The organism is Niastella caeni (assembly GCF_004834005.1).
Taxonomy (GTDB): domain Bacteria; phylum Bacteroidota; class Bacteroidia; order Chitinophagales; family Chitinophagaceae; genus Niastella; species Niastella caeni.
This window is the reverse complement of the sequence record NZ_STFF01000008.1, coordinates 338,646-354,946: the sequence shown is the minus strand read 5'-3', so window position 1 is coordinate 354,946 and position 16,301 is coordinate 338,646. Positions and strand designations below refer to the sequence as shown.

The window sequence follows — 16,301 nt, the reverse complement described above, 5'->3', positions numbered from 1 at the left end:
TTTTCGAGTCGATAACCTTACCTCCGATTTCCATCGGAGTGCTGTTGCTTCCAAACTTTCAAAGATCTTTAAGAGTTTGATCCTGGCTCAGGATGAACGCTAGCGGCAGGCTTAATACATGCAAGTCGAGGGGCAGCGCAGTGTAGCAATACATGGGCGGCGACCGGCAAACGGGTGCGGAACACGTACGCAACCTTCCTTTAAGCGGGGGATAGCTTTCGGAAACGAAAATTAATACCCCATAAAATTGTTAAGTGGCATCACTTGATAATTAAAGCTCCGGCACTTAAAGATGGGCGTGCGGCTGATTAGGTAGTTGGCGGGGTAACAGCCCACCAAGCCTACGATCAGTAACTGGTGTGAGAGCACGACCAGTCACACGGGCACTGAGACACGGGCCCGACTCCTACGGGAGGCAGCAGTAAGGAATATTGGTCAATGGACGCAAGTCTGAACCAGCCATGCCGCGTGGAGGATGAAGGTCCTCTGGATTGTAAACTTCTTTTATCGGAGAAGAAACCCTTTCATTCTTGAGAGGTTGACGGTACCCGATGAATAAGCACCGGCTAACTCCGTGCCAGCAGCCGCGGTAATACGGAGGGTGCAAGCGTTATCCGGATTCACTGGGTTTAAAGGGTGCGTAGGTGGGTTGGTAAGTCAGTGGTGAAATCTCCAAGCTTAACTTGGAAACTGCCGTTGATACTATCAATCTTGAATCTCGTGGAGGTAAGCGGAATATGTCATGTAGCGGTGAAATGCTTAGATATGACATAGAACACCGATAGCGAAGGCAGCTTGCTACACGAGTATTGACACTGAGGCACGAAAGCGTGGGGATCAAACAGGATTAGATACCCTGGTAGTCCACGCCCTAAACGATGGATACTCGACATACGCGATACACAGTGTGTGTCTGAGCGAAAGCATTAAGTATCCCACCTGGGAAGTACGACCGCAAGGTTGAAACTCAAAGGAATTGGCGGGGGTCCGCACAAGCGGTGGAGCATGTGGTTTAATTCGATGATACGCGAGGAACCTTACCTGGGCTAGAATGCTGGTGGACCGTGGGTGAAAGCTCACTTTGTAGCAATACACCGCCAGTAAGGTGCTGCATGGCTGTCGTCAGCTCGTGCCGTGAGGTGTTGGGTTAAGTCCCGCAACGAGCGCAACCCCCATCATTAGTTGCCATCAGGTAAAGCTGGGAACTCTAATGAAACTGCCGTCGTAAGACGTGAGGAAGGAGGGGATGATGTCAAGTCATCATGGCCTTTATGCCCAGGGCTACACACGTGCTACAATGGGAAGGACAAAGGGCTGCCACTTGGTAACAAGGAGCTAATCCCAAAAACCTTTTCTCAGTTCAGATCGCAGTCTGCAACTCGACTGCGTGAAGCTGGAATCGCTAGTAATCGTATATCAGCAATGATACGGTGAATACGTTCCCGGACCTTGCACACACCGCCCGTCAAGCCATGGAAGCCGGGTGTACCTAAAGTCGGTAACCGCAAGGAGCCGCCTAGGGTAAAACTGGTGACTGGGGCTAAGTCGTAACAAGGTAACCAATGCGATTTATTTTGTTTTCTTTACCTCTTTCCCTCTCTCACTCATCGTATTATCTGTTGTCGTTTCTTTACATCACCTCTTTCTCTCTTCTTCTTTGCTACCCTATTTTTGATTGGGGTTGCAAAGGTAGTGTTTCTAACTTATTGCATCCAAATTTTTTATTCGATTTTCACAATTTCTTTTTTCGTGATTTCGATGCAATATCTTGTAAAGAACTTTCGTTTAAACCGGGCTGCAAAGATAAGCGCTTTTCATTTTCACTTCCAAACTTTTCTTTCACTTTTTTCTTCTCTAACTCCTACTCTTTTCAGTGCTTATTTACAAGTGCAGCGGGTAAACTTTTTATGTAAAGAACTTCGTGTAAGTGTGCTTTTTTGTAAAGCGGGCCGCAAAGATAGGCCGGTTTAACTTCTTACCAAATATATTTTGCTTTTATTTTTTGCATTTCATTGAAACACACGTCCTACAAGGGTTTCAGCACAATATTTTTTTTTACGGCGGTGTTAATTTGAATAAACACTTTCAAAATTGTTTTACTGTATTTGTTGCCTGCATCCCCACTATCATGTTCAACCGATTTTAGTATTTCAGCTTTCAAAAAAATAATGTGCGGGATACTCCACTTTCTGTAAAAACAAACCATGCCCGGGCACTGAAAAATCGGCCTCTGTACAGTCCTTCGCTTCGATGATTCCCCTGAACTCCTGCAGCGTTATTTTACCCCGCCCAACCTGCATCATAGTGCCTACCAACCCCCGCACCATACCCCTTAAAAACCGGTTGCCTTTTACCCGGTAAACCACCCCCTGGCCCCTCTCCTGCCACTCGCTGTACGCAAGGGTGCAATTAAAAGTTTTAACCTGGGAATTTCGTTTCGAAAAGGAGGTAAAATCGGTATACCCGGTCAATACCCCGGCGGCTGCTTGCAGCGCTTCCAGACTGAACGTGTAGGGGTAATACCACGCCCTATCTACCAGGAACGGATCTTTAAACTGGTAAATAAAGTATTCATATTCACGGGCGATAGCATCGAACCGGCAATGCGCCGTGGCAGGCACCGGAATTATTTGCTTTATGGCGATGTCGTGCGGTAAAATGGCGTTGAGGTTATAGATCGCCCTGGGATTTGCGGGCCCCGGTATGTCGAAGTGATAGAAATTCTGGGCGGCATGTACCCCGGCATCGGTGCGGGAAGAGCCGGTGAGCGGCAAGGGCTGCCTAAAATAGATCTCCAGGGCCTTCTCCAGTTCGGCCTGTACAGTTAACGCATTGAGCTGTACCTGCGACCCGGCATAGCGCCCGCCATGATATGCCACCTCCAAAAAATATCGGTTCATCGGGCAAATATACCGGGTTCACAGTTCAGAGTTCTCAGTTCCTGGTTCATAGCTTGCCGGTTAACCGATCGCCGGCGTCCCAGCAAAAGCCCATAACCTATTGATTATCATTAAACAGCTTCCCATCTCACTCACACTTCATTGAAAATGAACCCTTTACAAGGACTTCTTCGCAAGCTCTTTTAGACTTCTCTTAGAATCCTTTTAGGCTTCTTCGCAAATTTGCGAAGAACTTGCGAAGGATTTGCGAAGAGCCAAAGCTGTGCCTAAGCTCGGGGTAAAAGAGGACCCGAGGAATGTATTGAATACAGAAATAAAAAAACCGGTACCATTATACAACGATACCGGCTGTTATATGCTAAGAAATAATGTTCCCATTCATCATTCACCATTGACCTTTCACCTCTATTGCAACCGTACCAGCTTTTTAAACTTCGTTACATACATTTCTTCCGTCAACAGCTCATGCAACTCTTTGAAGTTGGCCGTATCGGCTGCAAAGGGATAGGCTAATTCCAGGAACCTGTACTTGGTTTCATCCGTGGGGAACAATTCTGACAAAGCCTTTATCTGCCTGGCATATAAGCACATAGTTTTGAAGTACTTATTAGCAATGGCCAGTTTCTTTTGCAGGTCGTTTTCGGGCAACATCTTAACCCGCATTTTGTCTACATCATTATCAGTGGCCAGTTTTGCACAATCTGAATTGATCATTACCAGCTTGCTGGTAGTTTCAGCTTTCTTTTCCGGATCTCCGCCATTGGGTTTCGCCGGATCAATAGTTTTGGGTTTCGCCGGCTGAGTTTCCGGTTTTACCGCCGTTGCAACCGTATCTTTTTTGGTAGCCGCCGGTTCTGTTACCGTCTTTTTTTCGGGCTCAACGGCTGGTTTGGGTTCTTCTTTCTTAACAACCTCTTTGGCAGGCTCTTCTTTCCCGGTTTTAGTTGCTACCGGCTCACTTTCCTTTTTGGCATCCGTATCGGCCTTTACCGGTTCCAACTTAACTTCTTTCTTTTCTTCCTCTGCCGGCTTAACCGGTTCCGACTTAACCTCCGGTTTCACTTCCACCTTCACTACCTCTTTTTTAGGCGCCTCATCTACAGTTGGTTTAACAGGAGCGGCTATTTGCATAACTGTGGTATCGGGTGTAGCCGGTTTTACCACAGGTTGAGTTTCCTTTTTGGGCTGATACAAAGGTTTGGCCGGCTCTTCGGCAGCCTTCTTCATTTGCCGCGATTCCAGAATGATGGTAACCGTATCGGTAGCCGCTTTTTTATCCGGGACCGACCGCCAGGTTTCTTTCTTTATCTGCTCTGCAATTTCCTCTTTGGTTAAGGAGGCAGGCTTCTCTGTATCTTTTGCCGGCGTGCTTTCTTTCTTTACAGGCTCAACCACTTCTTTCGCAGGCGGCGTGGTCACCACCTTTTCCGGATCTTTCACCGCTGGTTCCTGCTTTGTTTCCATTTTGGTAACAGTAGTGGATGGCGGGGGTGTATTATCAACCGGGGCAACCGTTGGCTCCTGGGCTTGCACTACCTGTTTATCGTCGTCCTTTTTTTCTTCGGAAATATAAACAGTTACCACATTGGCCGGCGACTCACTGCTATCTACAAAAACCATTTTCGTTTCGCCGTCTTTCGTCTGCTGCTGAATTTTAGCCACTCCGCTCTTGATTACCGGCTTTTCGTTCAACCCTCTTTCCTTAGGATCATATTTCGGTGCCTGGGCGGTATCGCGGGTACTGGTTTCCGTTCTTACCAGGCTGGCGGTATCAACGGCTGGGGGCGGATTTGGCGCAACCACCGTTTCCACGTTCTTTAGGGCAACCGCTGAATCAACAGGCTGTACGGGTTTTTCTTCGGTCTTTACCCCCGGCTGTTTTTCCGCTGGTTTTACCTCGGTATTTGTTGCCACAGCCGGCACTGTTTCGCTATCTTTCTTAACTATAGAAGTATACAGAACGGAAGAATCATTTACCACGGCGGCCATCAACGTGGCAAAAGCATCATCCTTTTTGCGTTCGCCATACAAAAGAGAACTGTTTCCCGGATCTTTCAACGGCTTTATGGTTTCATCGGTTTGCAGGTCCTGCAAAGCCCAACCCCGGGAACCACTTTTGATAAGCTGGAACCCATGGTCTTTATTACGCAAAGGGATGGAAAAACGCTGCGGCTGCGTGGCATGCTGTGGAAACCCGATCTCTAAATTACAGGTTTTATCAGCCAGTCCGGAAATGACCAGGTGCCCTATGGCAGAAGAACTATACACCTTATCGCCCATTTGCACGTAGAAAGGTTGCACATTTTCAGATTGCAAATAGACAAATAAAGACTGCTGTGCCAGTGCTGTTGTACATGATACTATACACAACCCTGTTACAAAAGCAAGCAGTTTTATAACGCGGTAAGGATTGCTCATAAAAGCAAATCTACTTATTTGCCTTTTCATGACAGCCACTTATACTATTTTTTACATTTATTAAGCACCTCCCCGCCTATCTTTACACCACTTAAATTCTAAATTTTCAATATGAAGAAGCTTTCATTAATCATCCTGGCCCTGGGAATACTGCCTGGCCTGTGGGCTCAACAGCAGGAAGAGGCGGCTCCCGACACTTCATGGAAAAAGGTGTACCGGGAAAGCGCTCCGCGCATTAACGACCTGGTTCACACCAAACTGGATGTTAAATTCGATTTCAGTAAGTCATATATGAACGGCAAGGCCTGGATAACCCTGGCCCCGCACTTCTACCCCACCGATTCGCTGACATTGGACGCCAAGGGCATGGATATTCAAAAAGTAGCCATCGTAAAGGGAGCTTCTTCGCAACCCCTGAAATACAAATACGACGGCTGGAACCTGAACATTGACCTGGATAAATCTTATAAAGGCGGAGAAAAGTATACCGTTTATATTGAATATACCGCCAAACCCGATGAAGTGAAAGTACAGGGCAGCGCTGCCATAACCGATGCCAAGGGTTTGTATTTTATAAACCCCAAAGGAGAAGAAAAAGACAAGCCTACCCAGATCTGGACGCAGGGTGAAACCGAGGCCACCTCTGTATGGTGCCCTACCATTGATAAGCCCGGCCAGAAAACCACCAACGAGATCAATATGACCGTTCCGGCCAAATACGCTACCCTTTCAAATGGTAAACTGGTATCGCAAAAAGCCAATGCCGATGGTACGCGTACCGATGCATGGAAGATGGAACTGCCACACGCGCCTTACCTGTTCTTTATGGGCGTTGGTGAGTACAGCATAATAAAGGATACGTACAAAGGCAAAGAAGTTAATTATTATGTAGAAAAAGAATATGCCCCGGTAGCTAAAAAGATCTTCGGCCATACACCTGAGATGATGGGCTTTTTCTCGAAAGTCCTTGGTGTAGAATATCCCTGGGTGAAATACTCACAGATCGTAGGTCGTGATTACGTAAGCGGCGCTATGGAAAACACCACCGCCACCCTTCACCAGGAAAGCGCCCAACAGGATGCCCGCGAACTGATAGATGGCAATAGCTGGGAAAGCACCATCGCCCACGAACTGTTTCACCAATGGTTCGGCGACCTGGTTACCTGCGAAAGCTGGAGCAACCTCACCCTGAACGAATCTTTTGCCAACTACAGTGAAACCCTGTGGGATGAATATAAATATGGTAAAGATGCCGGCGATGCACAAAACTTTGGCGACATGCAGGGGTATATACAAAGCCAGAGCGAGAAGAAAGACCTGGTGCGTTTTTATTATAATGATAAAGAAGCCATGTTCGATGCCGTTAGCTATAACAAAGGCGGCCGCATTTTAAACATGCTGCGCAGCTATGTAGGCGACAGCGCTTTCTTCAAATCATTGAACCTGTACCTCACTACCAATAAATTCAAATCGGCCGAGGCCCACCAGTTGCGCCTTGCCTTTGAAGAAGTGACTGGTAAAGACATGAACTGGTTCTGGAACCAATGGTATTTTGGCGCCGGTCATCCCAAACTCAGTATCGATTATGCGTACGACGATAACGCCAAAACCGTACAGGTGACCGTGAAGCAAACACAGGCCGGTGACAAAGTATTCACTCTACCTGTTGCCATCGACATTTATACGGGCGCTGAAAAAGTTCGCCACAATGTTTGGATAAACGACAAGGAAGAAACCTTTACTTTCCCCTATACCACCCGCCCCGACCTGGTGAATGTAGACGGACAAAAGACCTTATTGGCTGAGAAAAAAGACAACAAGACCCTCGAGAACTTTATTCACCAATATAAATATGCCGGCCTGTACCTCGATCGCCGCGAAGCAATTGACTTTGCCAGCCGCAACCAGGATAATCCTAAAGCGCAGGAACTGCTGCTAACCGCATTGAAAGATAAATACCAGGGGTTGCGCTCTTTTGCGATGGGCAAGCTGGATATGAAAAATGAGACTGTCAGGAAAAAAGCCGAACCCATTTTGGAAGAACTGGCACAACGCGATCCCAAATCGAAAGTTCGGGCAAGTGCTTTGGCGGCGCTTTCGCAATACAATAACGGCGCTTACAAATCGCTTTTCACCAAGAACGTAAACGATTCATCGTATACGGTAGCCGGCACCGCGCTGGAATCGTTATTTAAATTAGACAGCGCCGCTGCAGTGGCAGAAGCCAAACGCCTGGCAAAATACCCGGCCAAAGGCAAACTGGTAGAAGTGATGACCACCACACTGGTGAAATCGGGCGATGAAAACAGTTTTGACATCATTGCCAAAGCATTCGACGATATGCCGATATCGCAGGCAAAATTCAACCTGCTGCAACCTTTCTGTGAATTTTTAGCCGTAGTGAAAGACACGAAGCGGGTTAAAAAGGGAGTTGACCTGGTGATCGAATTCCGCGATGCCCTGGCTGCGTACGGTTTAACGCCTTATGTAAATAACCTGCTGAAAGGGGTTATTACTAAAAAGACAGCCGCCAGCGCTGCTGCTACTGATAAAACCAGCGCACAGGAACAAATTGATTACATCAATGCGAAGATAGAGGGAGATAAAAAGGGTTTCTAGTTTATGGTTTGTTGTTTGTTGTTTTCCTGAAATTCGAACAGGCTGTCTTATTACGGACAGCCTGTTTTTTTATTTTGATTAAATAATAACTAAAGTTCTTGATTCTTGAGCTTAACGTTGTAAACTATAACTATCTATAAACAAAACTCAAAACGCGGAAGCAACCACAAACCATAAACTATAAACTACAAACTACCACGACCCACTCGCTCCGCCGCCGCCGCCGCTACCACCGCCAAAGCCGCCAAAACCGCCGCCACCACCAGACCAGCCGCCTCCGCCGCCGCCCCAATCGCCACCACTACTGCCACGGCCAATCATGTTGCCTAAAATAAACGGACCTATCCAGCCTGAACCACGACGGCTCATAAAGCCGCCGCCACCGCCTCGATTTCGGCCACCGAATAGCGCAATCAGAATAATGATGAAAACAATGGCCCCAAAGGGGATTGCACTGCCGCCGCCTTTCTTCTTTCGGTATCCCGCTGGCGCTTTGTATTCTCCGGCGGCTGCTTTTATAATAGAACCAGCCGCTTTTGACAGGCCTTCGAAATAATCGCCCGATCTGAAGTTGGGGACAATATCATTTTGAATAATATGATTGGCAGTAATATCAGGTATGGCGCCTTCGAGCCCGTAGCCTACTTCAATACGGATCTTTCTATCTTCAATAGCGGCCAGAATGACGATGCCATTATTCGTTTTCTTATTCCCAACGCCCCAATCGCGCAAGATCTTCAACGCATATTCTTCAATGGGATAATCGTTGAGCGTGTTCACGAGCACAATGGCAATCTGGTTACTGGTGCTATCGTCGTAGGCTGTAAGCAGGCTTTCCAACTGCTGCTCATCACCTGGCGATAATACACCGGCAAAGTCATTTACCAGTTTCGGGGGATTTGGTCGGGCGGGTATATTTTGTGCCGACGTAATAAACGACACAAAGAGTAATACGGGAACAAAAAGTAGTTTCAATTTACCTGTCATTGCTATAGATATAAAACCTGCTGATTATCGTCAGTTACCGGTTACCGGTTACCAGTTCCCGGGACCCGGTAACTGGCAACTGGTAACAATTCAATCACTTCCCAAACACCATGTCATCGGGTAATTCATTCTTATCGTTTGAACGGTCGTAAGGAAAATGTGTTTTTAAAGCCAGTCCTATGTCATTGACCACCGCTTCAATAGCTTCTGCAGGGTGTGCTTTGCTAAAATGCGATTTCATCACCGCAACTTCCTGGTACCAGAATGCTTGTCCAACCTTTTCATGAATACCCTGATCGGCCAGGATAGCAAACTGATGATCTTTCATAGCCACGTAAACCAATACCCCATTACGGTCTTTGGTAGCGTCCATTTTAAGACCCCAGAAAATTTCTGCAGCCCTGTCTAAGGGATCAACAAACCGGCAGCGGCTTTCGGTGTATACCCTGATCTCGCCGCTGGTTTGTTGTTCGGCCTGACGAATGGCGTTTACAATACGGTTCTGTTCGTCGGGCGAAAAAAATTCTTTCCTTTTGGAAAAGGGGAAAAATGCCATGGATATTATTTTTGGAAATCTACTTTAGGAGCTCTTTCTGAACCGGCTTCTGCCTTGAATCCCTCTTTTACGGTGAACCCAAACATGCCGGCAAAGAGGTTGTTAGGGAAACGACGAACTACTGAGTTATACTCCTGCACAGCAGAGTTAAAGTCGTTACGGGAAACCTTGATGCGGTTTTCTGTTCCTTCCAATTGAGCCTGCAGATCTCTGAAACTTTGCGTAGCCTGCAATTGAGGATATTGTTCTGCCACCACCAGCAATCGGCTTAACGCACCGCCCAATTGGCTTTGCGCTTGTTGGAATTGCTGTATTTTTTCGGGTGTAAGATTTTCGGCATTAATATTCATAGAAGTGGCTTTTGCCCTTGCTTCAATTACCTGAGTCAACGTTGTTTGTTCAAAATTGGCTGCGCCCTTTACCGTACTTACCAGGTTTGGAATGAGGTCGGCGCGTCGTTGGTAATCGCTCTGCACGTTGTTCCACTTGTTCTTTACATTTTCATCGAGGTTGATCATTCTGTTATATCCGTTACATCCGCAGCCACCTAATATTAAAATAAAGGCCAACACAACGATGAGAACCAGATTACGAGATTTCATATCTATTTAGAGTTTTATGTCTTATAAATGTACCGATTTTTTACTATAACCTATCTACCATTTCAGTGAGTAACAAACTGTTAAGGTGATCTGGTCATCCGCGGTCGTCTTTTAACACGCACTACGGGCGCCGTGTTATAAACAACGTACTACTTTAGTCGTAGCACCATGGTTTTCGTTACACAGCTTAGGCAAAATCTTATTTTATGAAACAATTTATCACTTACAACTGTTTATGCATCACGATGCTTTCTGGTATAATTCGCTGTTGCTGGCTACATGAAAGAACAACCGGTTGGTTCAAGTGAAGTTGAGTACAGCGCGTAAGGTATTGACAGTACATTCGAATTCTACATTAATTAAGACCGTATGCGCGATGTGTGTATTTCGCCTGATGGTAAAGGATGTGTTTGTACAGATAAGAAACGATGATAAAATAACAGAAGTGTAGAAGAAGCAGGTGTTGCGTTGAGTGCTTACTGCTTTTGCAATGTAAGAACTACTACTGCATGACTGATGGTTTTTTGCGACATGCCCATTACAAACTCAAGTTTAGTATCGTCGTAAACTGTTGTCATGGTCATTTTATCGCCATTAAATTTCAGCTTATAGCCGCCAGGGGTGGCTTGCGTGGTTCCGCCTGACCCTATACCCGTAAACACGCCCGATTGAACATATATTGAATCAGCGCCTGCTTTTTTGTAGCTGGCGGTAGAACTGGTGGGGGGCACGGTAGCAGCAAATGGAAATTCGAGGGAATCTTCGAGTACTCCGTTTGTATATAGATAGCCTTTGGCCATGGCATCAACTGAATAGGTTAACCCGGTGGCAGTCATTTTGGAGCCATCGAACTTCACGGTTCCCGCATTATTTTCGGTGGTATAATCACTGATGGTAACGGTTTTAACATCGTCGATCCCATCCTTGTATTCAATAGTTTGTGAGGTAGCAGCCTGCATGAAAAGAAATTTCCACGTTCCTTTTTCACTTCCGGTACTGCCAGCGCTACCGCTCCCGTGACTTAAGGTATCAACACTTTTTTCCTTTTGACAGGAGGTCATCGCCAGTAAAATGCTACCTAAAAGCAGGAAAGGGGTTAACTTTCTCATAGTTGCTACTTTTTGAGTTTTGGTTAGGGCAGAAAATTGCTTCGCAAAAATAATATTTCGCTTTGAGTATTAAAACCTAAATAAGACAAATACTATATATCTTACGTTGCAGTGGGTAAAGCCTTATTGCATTAGTTTCTTTGCAAAGTGGCCACCAGTACGGCATGCATGGTAACTTTAGCCGGAAAGCCCTGGTAGTCCTGAGTAGTAACGATATCGTACGCAACCGTTATTTTCATGGTATTACCTTCGAAAGTTAATTTGCAACCTGTTGGGGCAGAAGGCAGTATACCGCCGGTGAGAGAATTTAACAATCCGCCATCCTGAAAATACAGGGAGTCTGCGCCTATTTTTTGATAACCGGCCGTTGTACTTTGAGGTGTAATGGTATGAGTTAGTGGCGCCTGAAGGGAATCGATCAAAAAGCCATTCATATAAACATACGTTTTGGCGGTAGTATTGATACTCAGTGCCAATCCGTTAACAGTCATGGTAGCGCTATCGAAAGTAAGTGTGCCCGCATTATTTTGTGAGGTAAAATTTGTATTGCTAACGCCTTTCAGGGAAGCCCCTGACTGGGCTACTTCAGTAGTTTGAGCAATGGTTCCCTGCAGCGAGATGAATTTCCAATCCCCTACTTCGGTACCAGGGATTGTATCGGCAGGCGTACCGGGATTCAAGGCTGCATCGCCATGAATTTCTTTTTGGCAGGAAGCCATCCCCAGGATAACAGTAGCAATAAACAGCCAGCGGTAGCCCTTTTTCATAATTCGCATATTTTACATAAGACAGGCATAAGGTTAACTATTAAAACTATGCCATAATTAAAAAAGTAATGCCACGTCCTTTGAGGGGTACGTGGCATTCAGGTATGTAAAATAAACTATTTCTTAATAGCTGCGATCCCGGGCAGTTCTTTTCCTTCAAAAAACTCCAGCATAGCGCCGCCGCCGGTAGAAACATAGCTAACCTCATCGGCATAGCCAAACTGGTTAACAGCAGCAACAGAGTCGCCCCCACCTACCAGTGAGAAAGCGCCATCCTGGGTAGCTTCTGCCACAGCAGTAGCGATGGTTTTGGTGCCATGTTGAAACTTGTCCATTTCAAACACACCCATAGGACCATTCCATAAAATGGTCTTTGACCGTTTGACCACATTGGCAAACTGTGTGCAGGCGTTGGGGCCAATGTCGAGTCCCATCCAGCCATCGGGAATATTATTGCTGGGCGCATTGGAAGTAAGCGCATTGGCATCGAATTTATCGGCGATCACAGAATCGGAAGGGAAATGCAGGCATACCCCTTTGGCTTCCGCTTTTTTCAACAGCTCGCGGGCTGTATCCAGGCGGTCGTCTTCGCAGAGCGAGTTACCGATATGGCCGCCCTGTGCTTTTTCAAAAGTATAAGCCATACCACCGCCGATGATGATATCGGTTGCTCTGTCGAGCAGGTTTTCGATGATGAGGATCTTGTCAGAAACTTTGGCGCCGCCGATGATTGCGGTAAATGGTTTTTCTGCACTGTGCATTACTTTCTCAGCACTGGCCACTTCACTTTCCATCAGCAAACCGAACATTCTTTTTTCGCTTGCGAAGAACTGTGCGATCACGGCAGTAGAAGCATGTGCGCGGTGGGCGGTACCGAAAGCATCGTTCACATATACATCGCCCAGTTTGCTTAACTTTTCAGCAAAACCTGCATCGCCTTTTTCTTCTTCTTTATAAAAACGAAGATTTTCCAGCAGCAATACCTGGCCGGGCTGTAAAGCAGCGGCTTTGTCAAAAGCTTCTTTGCCTATGCAATCATTGGCAAACGCTACATTGATGCCACCAAGCAATTGAGACAAATGGCTTACCAGATGTTTTAAAGAAGATTTTTCTTCGGGACCTTCTTTTGGCCGGCCCAGGTGGCTCATGAGGATCACACTACCACCGTCGCCCAGTATTTTTTTAATGGTGGGCACAGCCGCAGTCATGCGGGTATCGTCGGTAATAGCAAATGTTTTTTTGTCAAGCGGCACGTTAAAATCAACCCGGATCAGTGCTTTCTGACCCTTAAAGTTATATTGGCTGAATGTAGACATGAGGAGGTAGTTTTAAAAAAGTTAACCACAAAGGGAATTGAAGCGTTCTCGGCTACAACATCTTTGTGGTTAATGAAGGATTAAGAAACATTAATCCTGTGATTATTTATTAAGCTTTTACTTTTTCTTTTGCAGCGCCTTTGTTGATCAGTTTTGCAAAATAGTTCACAGTACGAACGAGCTGGCTAACATAGCTCATTTCGTTATCGTACCAGCTAACTGTGCGCACCAGTTGAACATCGCCTACAGTTTGTACGCGTGTTTGCGTAGCGTCGTATAAAGAGCCATAAGAGATACCGATGATATCGCTGCTTACGATCTCATCTTCAGTATAACCAAAGCTTTCGTTGGCAGCACCTTTCATAGCGGCGTTCACTTCTTCAACGGTAACTTTTTTGCTTAATACAGCGGTAACTTCAGTTAAAGAACCGGTGAGGGTTGGTACGCGTTGAGCAGAACCATCTAATTTACCTTTCAGGTTAGGCAATACCAGGCCAATGGCTTTGGCAGCACCGGTACTGTTAGGCACGATGTTTTGTGCAGCAGCGCGGGCGCGACGCAGGTCACCTTTCGGATGGGGTGCATCCTGGGTGTTCTGGTCGTTGGTATACGCGTGGATGGTGGTCATAAGACCGTTAACGATACCGAATTTTTCGTCGAGTACCTGAGCCATTGGAGCCAGACAGTTGGTAGTACAGCTGGCGCAGCTGATAACAGTTTCAGTACCGTCGAGAATACTATGGTTAACGTTGAATACGATTGTTTTCAGATCACCGGTTGCGGGTGCGGAGATTACCACTCTTTTTGCACCAGCGGTGAGGTGAGCTTCAGCTTTTGCTTTATCGGTGAAGAAACCGGTACATTCCAGTACAACATCAACATCGTGTTGTTTCCAGGGAATTTCGGCCGGGTTCTTTTGAGCATAGATTTTTACTTCGTCGCCATTTACTATAATAGAGTTGTCGGTACTTTTTACTTCAGCATCGAAACGGCCCTGTGCGCTATCATATTTGAGGAGGTGGGCTAAAACTTTAGGGCTGGTGAGGTCATTGATAGCTACTACTTCGATCCCGTCCATTTTATAAATCTGACGATATACTAAACGGCCGATACGACCAAAACCGTTGATCGCCACTTTGACTGTGCTCATGATCTAATTTTTTAATAGTTAAAAATTGCGGGGGCTAAGGTACAATTTTGTGAGTAATTGGGTTTATGAAATTTGTGTATTGAGGCCACCAACCGGCGATTTTGTTGAGTTTGCCGAGAATACTCTACTTGCGAAAGGGATTAACCAGGAAATCGAAAGAAGAAGTAATTAAGCGCAAAAAAAGGTAAGCGGGTAGCTGTCATTTGATTAGTTAAAATTTGGTTATCAGGTATGGAATAAAATTGTAACGGGATGATTTAGGGGAAGTAAGCATCGGATAACGAGATAATCGGCAAAGTGAGGGGTTGAAAAAATATTTGAAAGAAAACGAGATTTTTTTTGGAGGAATGTGGCCGCTCCCTATCTTTGCACTCCCAAAAACGAGCCGCGTTCGTCTAAGGGCTAGGACACCACCCTTTCACGGTGGTGATACGGGTTCGAATCCCGTACGCGGTACAAAGCAAAGTCGCTCTCAAGGCGACTTTTGTCGTGTAGGGAGCAAAAGTCAGCCAAAAAGTAAGGCAAGCAATAAAGCGCTTTATAAAGACTTTTTAAATGCTCCCACTATGCAAACACAGTACACAAAACCGGAATTGTATGATGCCGGCGGAGATATTACCAAACCCTGGTATGTGGAATACTACTTCCTTAATCCGGAAACACACTTGATGGAACGGTTCCGCCCAACGTTTAAAATGAATTATAAACGTACATTATCTGACCGCTATGCATGGGGGCATGAAGCCGTAAAATTCATGAAGGAAAGATTAAAGGAAGGCTACAACCCTTTTGAAGAAATAAAGTTACAATCACAACCAGTCACCAATAAAGTTGTGATCATACCTACCTGTAAAGATCAACTGCAAAAAATATTGGATGAACTATGCAAGATCAGTACTCCAAATGCAGGTGAAACATACCGGTTAATGTTTGGGCGTTGGAAAAAATATTTAGATGCAAAAAACAAAGGGCAACTAAAGATCGATGAGGTAAACCTATCAGAATGCTTACAGTTTCAAACCTACTTAAAGGAAGATTGTAAACTAGCCCGAAAAACTGTGAATGCAACGGTTTCACATTTGGGCATTTTGTGGGATGAATTAAAAATTGGTTCCAATCCATTCCGCAACGTACCGGTTTTAAAGGCTCAAAGAGGCCGCAAACTGAAGGAAAGCAGAAAGGATATATTTGAACCTTTTACTGCTAAAGAATTAGAAAGAATTATTAAGCACTTGCTCGAAAAAGAACAGCGGCCATTTGTAAGATTCTTAGCCTTCATATATTATGCATGGGCAAGACCCATAGAAATAATGCGGCTGCGGATTAAGGATATCGATCTAACGAATCGGGCTATAATTTTTAGAAAGGAGGAAACAAAAAACGACAAACCCGCCATGGTGCAAATTCTTGATCCCTTGTATGAATTTCTGGTAGAAATGGATTTGGGGAAGTATCCTGATACCTTTTATATATTCGGCAGAAATGGGTATTTACCAGGTGAAGTAATGTTAAATCAACGGTATCACTTTAATGACTTATGGAATGATTTGGTTAAATATAGTGAACTGCAGATTGATAAAAATCCTTACGCATTAAAACATAGTGGCAATATTGAATATCTAATAAAAAATAAAGGCAAGGTTGACCTTAAATGGCAACAGCGGCAGAACCGGCATTCCAGTGCTGTACAGACTGAAAAATACAATCGTGCTTTAGGGGTTTATTTTATTGATACTGAGCAAATTAACTTCAATAGCTTTATATAGGACTTTAGTAACGTAATATTTACCAAACTACTACCGCACAACCAATTCGGAACGGTTGTTCCAAATAAATTTGAAAAAAGGCGCTCGATTCTTGGGTGTCCCTGTCAACGC

Annotated in this window: 11 protein-coding genes, 1 tRNA gene and 1 rRNA gene; 4 read left to right on the top strand and 9 right to left on the bottom strand. The window is 45.4% G+C overall.

Going from position 1 to position 16,301, the window contains the following annotated elements; genetic code table 11:
- Window positions 1-64: 64 nt before the first annotated feature.
- A 16S ribosomal RNA gene (locus tag FAM09_RS24980) occupies window positions 65-1,594 on the top strand.
- A gap of 556 nt (window positions 1,595-2,150) precedes the next feature.
- Here the strand turns inward: FAM09_RS24980 and truA are convergent.
- The gene (truA, locus tag FAM09_RS24975; RefSeq protein WP_136579892.1) at window positions 2,151-2,900 is read right to left on the bottom strand and encodes a tRNA pseudouridine(38-40) synthase TruA; all 750 of its coding nucleotides are present in this window, start codon (window positions 2,898-2,900) and stop codon (window positions 2,151-2,153) included.
- Between the two features lie 405 nt (window positions 2,901-3,305).
- A complete protein-coding gene (locus tag FAM09_RS24970) occupies window positions 3,306-5,348 on the bottom strand; it encodes a hypothetical protein (protein WP_136579891.1) in 2,043 nt (680 codons plus the stop codon).
- 81 nt (window positions 5,349-5,429) lie between these two features.
- Here FAM09_RS24970 and FAM09_RS24965 point away from each other — a divergent pair, with 81 nt between their 5' ends.
- Complete coding sequence (locus tag FAM09_RS24965; protein WP_136579890.1) at window positions 5,430-7,937, top strand: M1 family aminopeptidase; 2,508 nt, start codon at window positions 5,430-5,432, stop codon at window positions 7,935-7,937.
- 192 nt (window positions 7,938-8,129) lie between these two features.
- Here FAM09_RS24965 and FAM09_RS24960 read toward each other — a convergent pair whose 3' ends face one another.
- The 7 genes from FAM09_RS24960 to gap form a co-directional block, all read right to left on the bottom strand.
- On the bottom strand, window positions 8,130-8,924 hold the full coding sequence (locus FAM09_RS24960; RefSeq protein ID WP_136579889.1) for a TPM domain-containing protein: 795 nt from the start codon (window positions 8,922-8,924) through the stop codon (window positions 8,130-8,132).
- Between the two features lie 94 nt (window positions 8,925-9,018).
- On the bottom strand, window positions 9,019-9,480 hold the full coding sequence (locus FAM09_RS24955) for a TPM domain-containing protein (protein ID WP_136579888.1): 462 nt from the start codon (window positions 9,478-9,480) through the stop codon (window positions 9,019-9,021).
- Window positions 9,481-9,485: 5 nt separating this feature from the next.
- Entirely contained in the window at window positions 9,486-10,082 is a 597-nt protein-coding gene (locus FAM09_RS24950) for a LemA family protein (protein WP_136579887.1), read from the bottom strand.
- A gap of 476 nt (window positions 10,083-10,558) precedes the next feature.
- Window positions 10,559-11,191 carry a hypothetical protein gene (locus FAM09_RS24945; protein WP_136579886.1) on the bottom strand — a complete coding sequence of 211 codons (633 nt, stop codon included), beginning with the start codon at window positions 11,189-11,191 and terminating at the stop codon, window positions 10,559-10,561.
- 131 nt (window positions 11,192-11,322) lie between these two features.
- Entirely contained in the window at window positions 11,323-11,958 is a 636-nt protein-coding gene (locus tag FAM09_RS24940) for a hypothetical protein (RefSeq protein ID WP_136579885.1), read from the bottom strand.
- A gap of 116 nt (window positions 11,959-12,074) precedes the next feature.
- Entirely contained in the window at window positions 12,075-13,274 is a 1,200-nt protein-coding gene (locus FAM09_RS24935; RefSeq protein WP_136579884.1) for a phosphoglycerate kinase, read from the bottom strand.
- Between the two features lie 109 nt (window positions 13,275-13,383).
- Complete coding sequence (gene gap, locus FAM09_RS24930) at window positions 13,384-14,424, bottom strand: type I glyceraldehyde-3-phosphate dehydrogenase (protein WP_136579883.1); 1,041 nt, start codon at window positions 14,422-14,424, stop codon at window positions 13,384-13,386.
- Between the two features lie 384 nt (window positions 14,425-14,808).
- Between gap and FAM09_RS24925 the strand changes: the two genes are divergently transcribed.
- A tRNA-Glu gene (locus tag FAM09_RS24925) sits at window positions 14,809-14,880 on the top strand.
- A gap of 176 nt (window positions 14,881-15,056) precedes the next feature.
- On the top strand, window positions 15,057-16,190 hold the full coding sequence (locus FAM09_RS24920) for a tyrosine-type recombinase/integrase (protein WP_166437264.1): 1,134 nt from the start codon (window positions 15,057-15,059) through the stop codon (window positions 16,188-16,190).
- The last annotated feature ends 111 nt before the right edge of the window (window positions 16,191-16,301 follow it).

What these genes read in the sequence shown, in the direction of transcription:
- truA (WP_136579892.1), bottom strand. Translation starts at nt 2,900, where the DNA reads ATGAACCGATATTTTTTGGAGGTGGCATATCATGGCGGGCGCTATGCC.
- FAM09_RS24955 (WP_136579888.1), bottom strand. Translation starts at nt 9,480, where the DNA reads ATGGCATTTTTCCCCTTTTCCAAAAGGAAAGAATTTTTTTCGCCCGAC.
- FAM09_RS24935 (WP_136579884.1), bottom strand. Translation starts at nt 13,274, where the DNA reads ATGTCTACATTCAGCCAATATAACTTTAAGGGTCAGAAAGCACTGATC.
- FAM09_RS24965 (WP_136579890.1), top strand. Translation starts at nt 5,430, where the DNA reads ATGAAGAAGCTTTCATTAATCATCCTGGCCCTGGGAATACTGCCTGGC.
- FAM09_RS24960 (WP_136579889.1), bottom strand. Translation starts at nt 8,924, where the DNA reads ATGACAGGTAAATTGAAACTACTTTTTGTTCCCGTATTACTCTTTGTG.
- FAM09_RS24950 (WP_136579887.1), bottom strand. Translation starts at nt 10,082, where the DNA reads ATGAAATCTCGTAATCTGGTTCTCATCGTTGTGTTGGCCTTTATTTTA.
- FAM09_RS24945 (WP_136579886.1), bottom strand. Translation starts at nt 11,191, where the DNA reads ATGAGAAAGTTAACCCCTTTCCTGCTTTTAGGTAGCATTTTACTGGCG.
- gap (WP_136579883.1), bottom strand. Translation starts at nt 14,424, where the DNA reads ATGAGCACAGTCAAAGTGGCGATCAACGGTTTTGGTCGTATCGGCCGT.
- FAM09_RS24940 (WP_136579885.1), bottom strand. Translation starts at nt 11,958, where the DNA reads ATGAAAAAGGGCTACCGCTGGCTGTTTATTGCTACTGTTATCCTGGGG.
- FAM09_RS24970 (WP_136579891.1), bottom strand. Translation starts at nt 5,348, where the DNA reads ATGAAAAGGCAAATAAGTAGATTTGCTTTTATGAGCAATCCTTACCGC.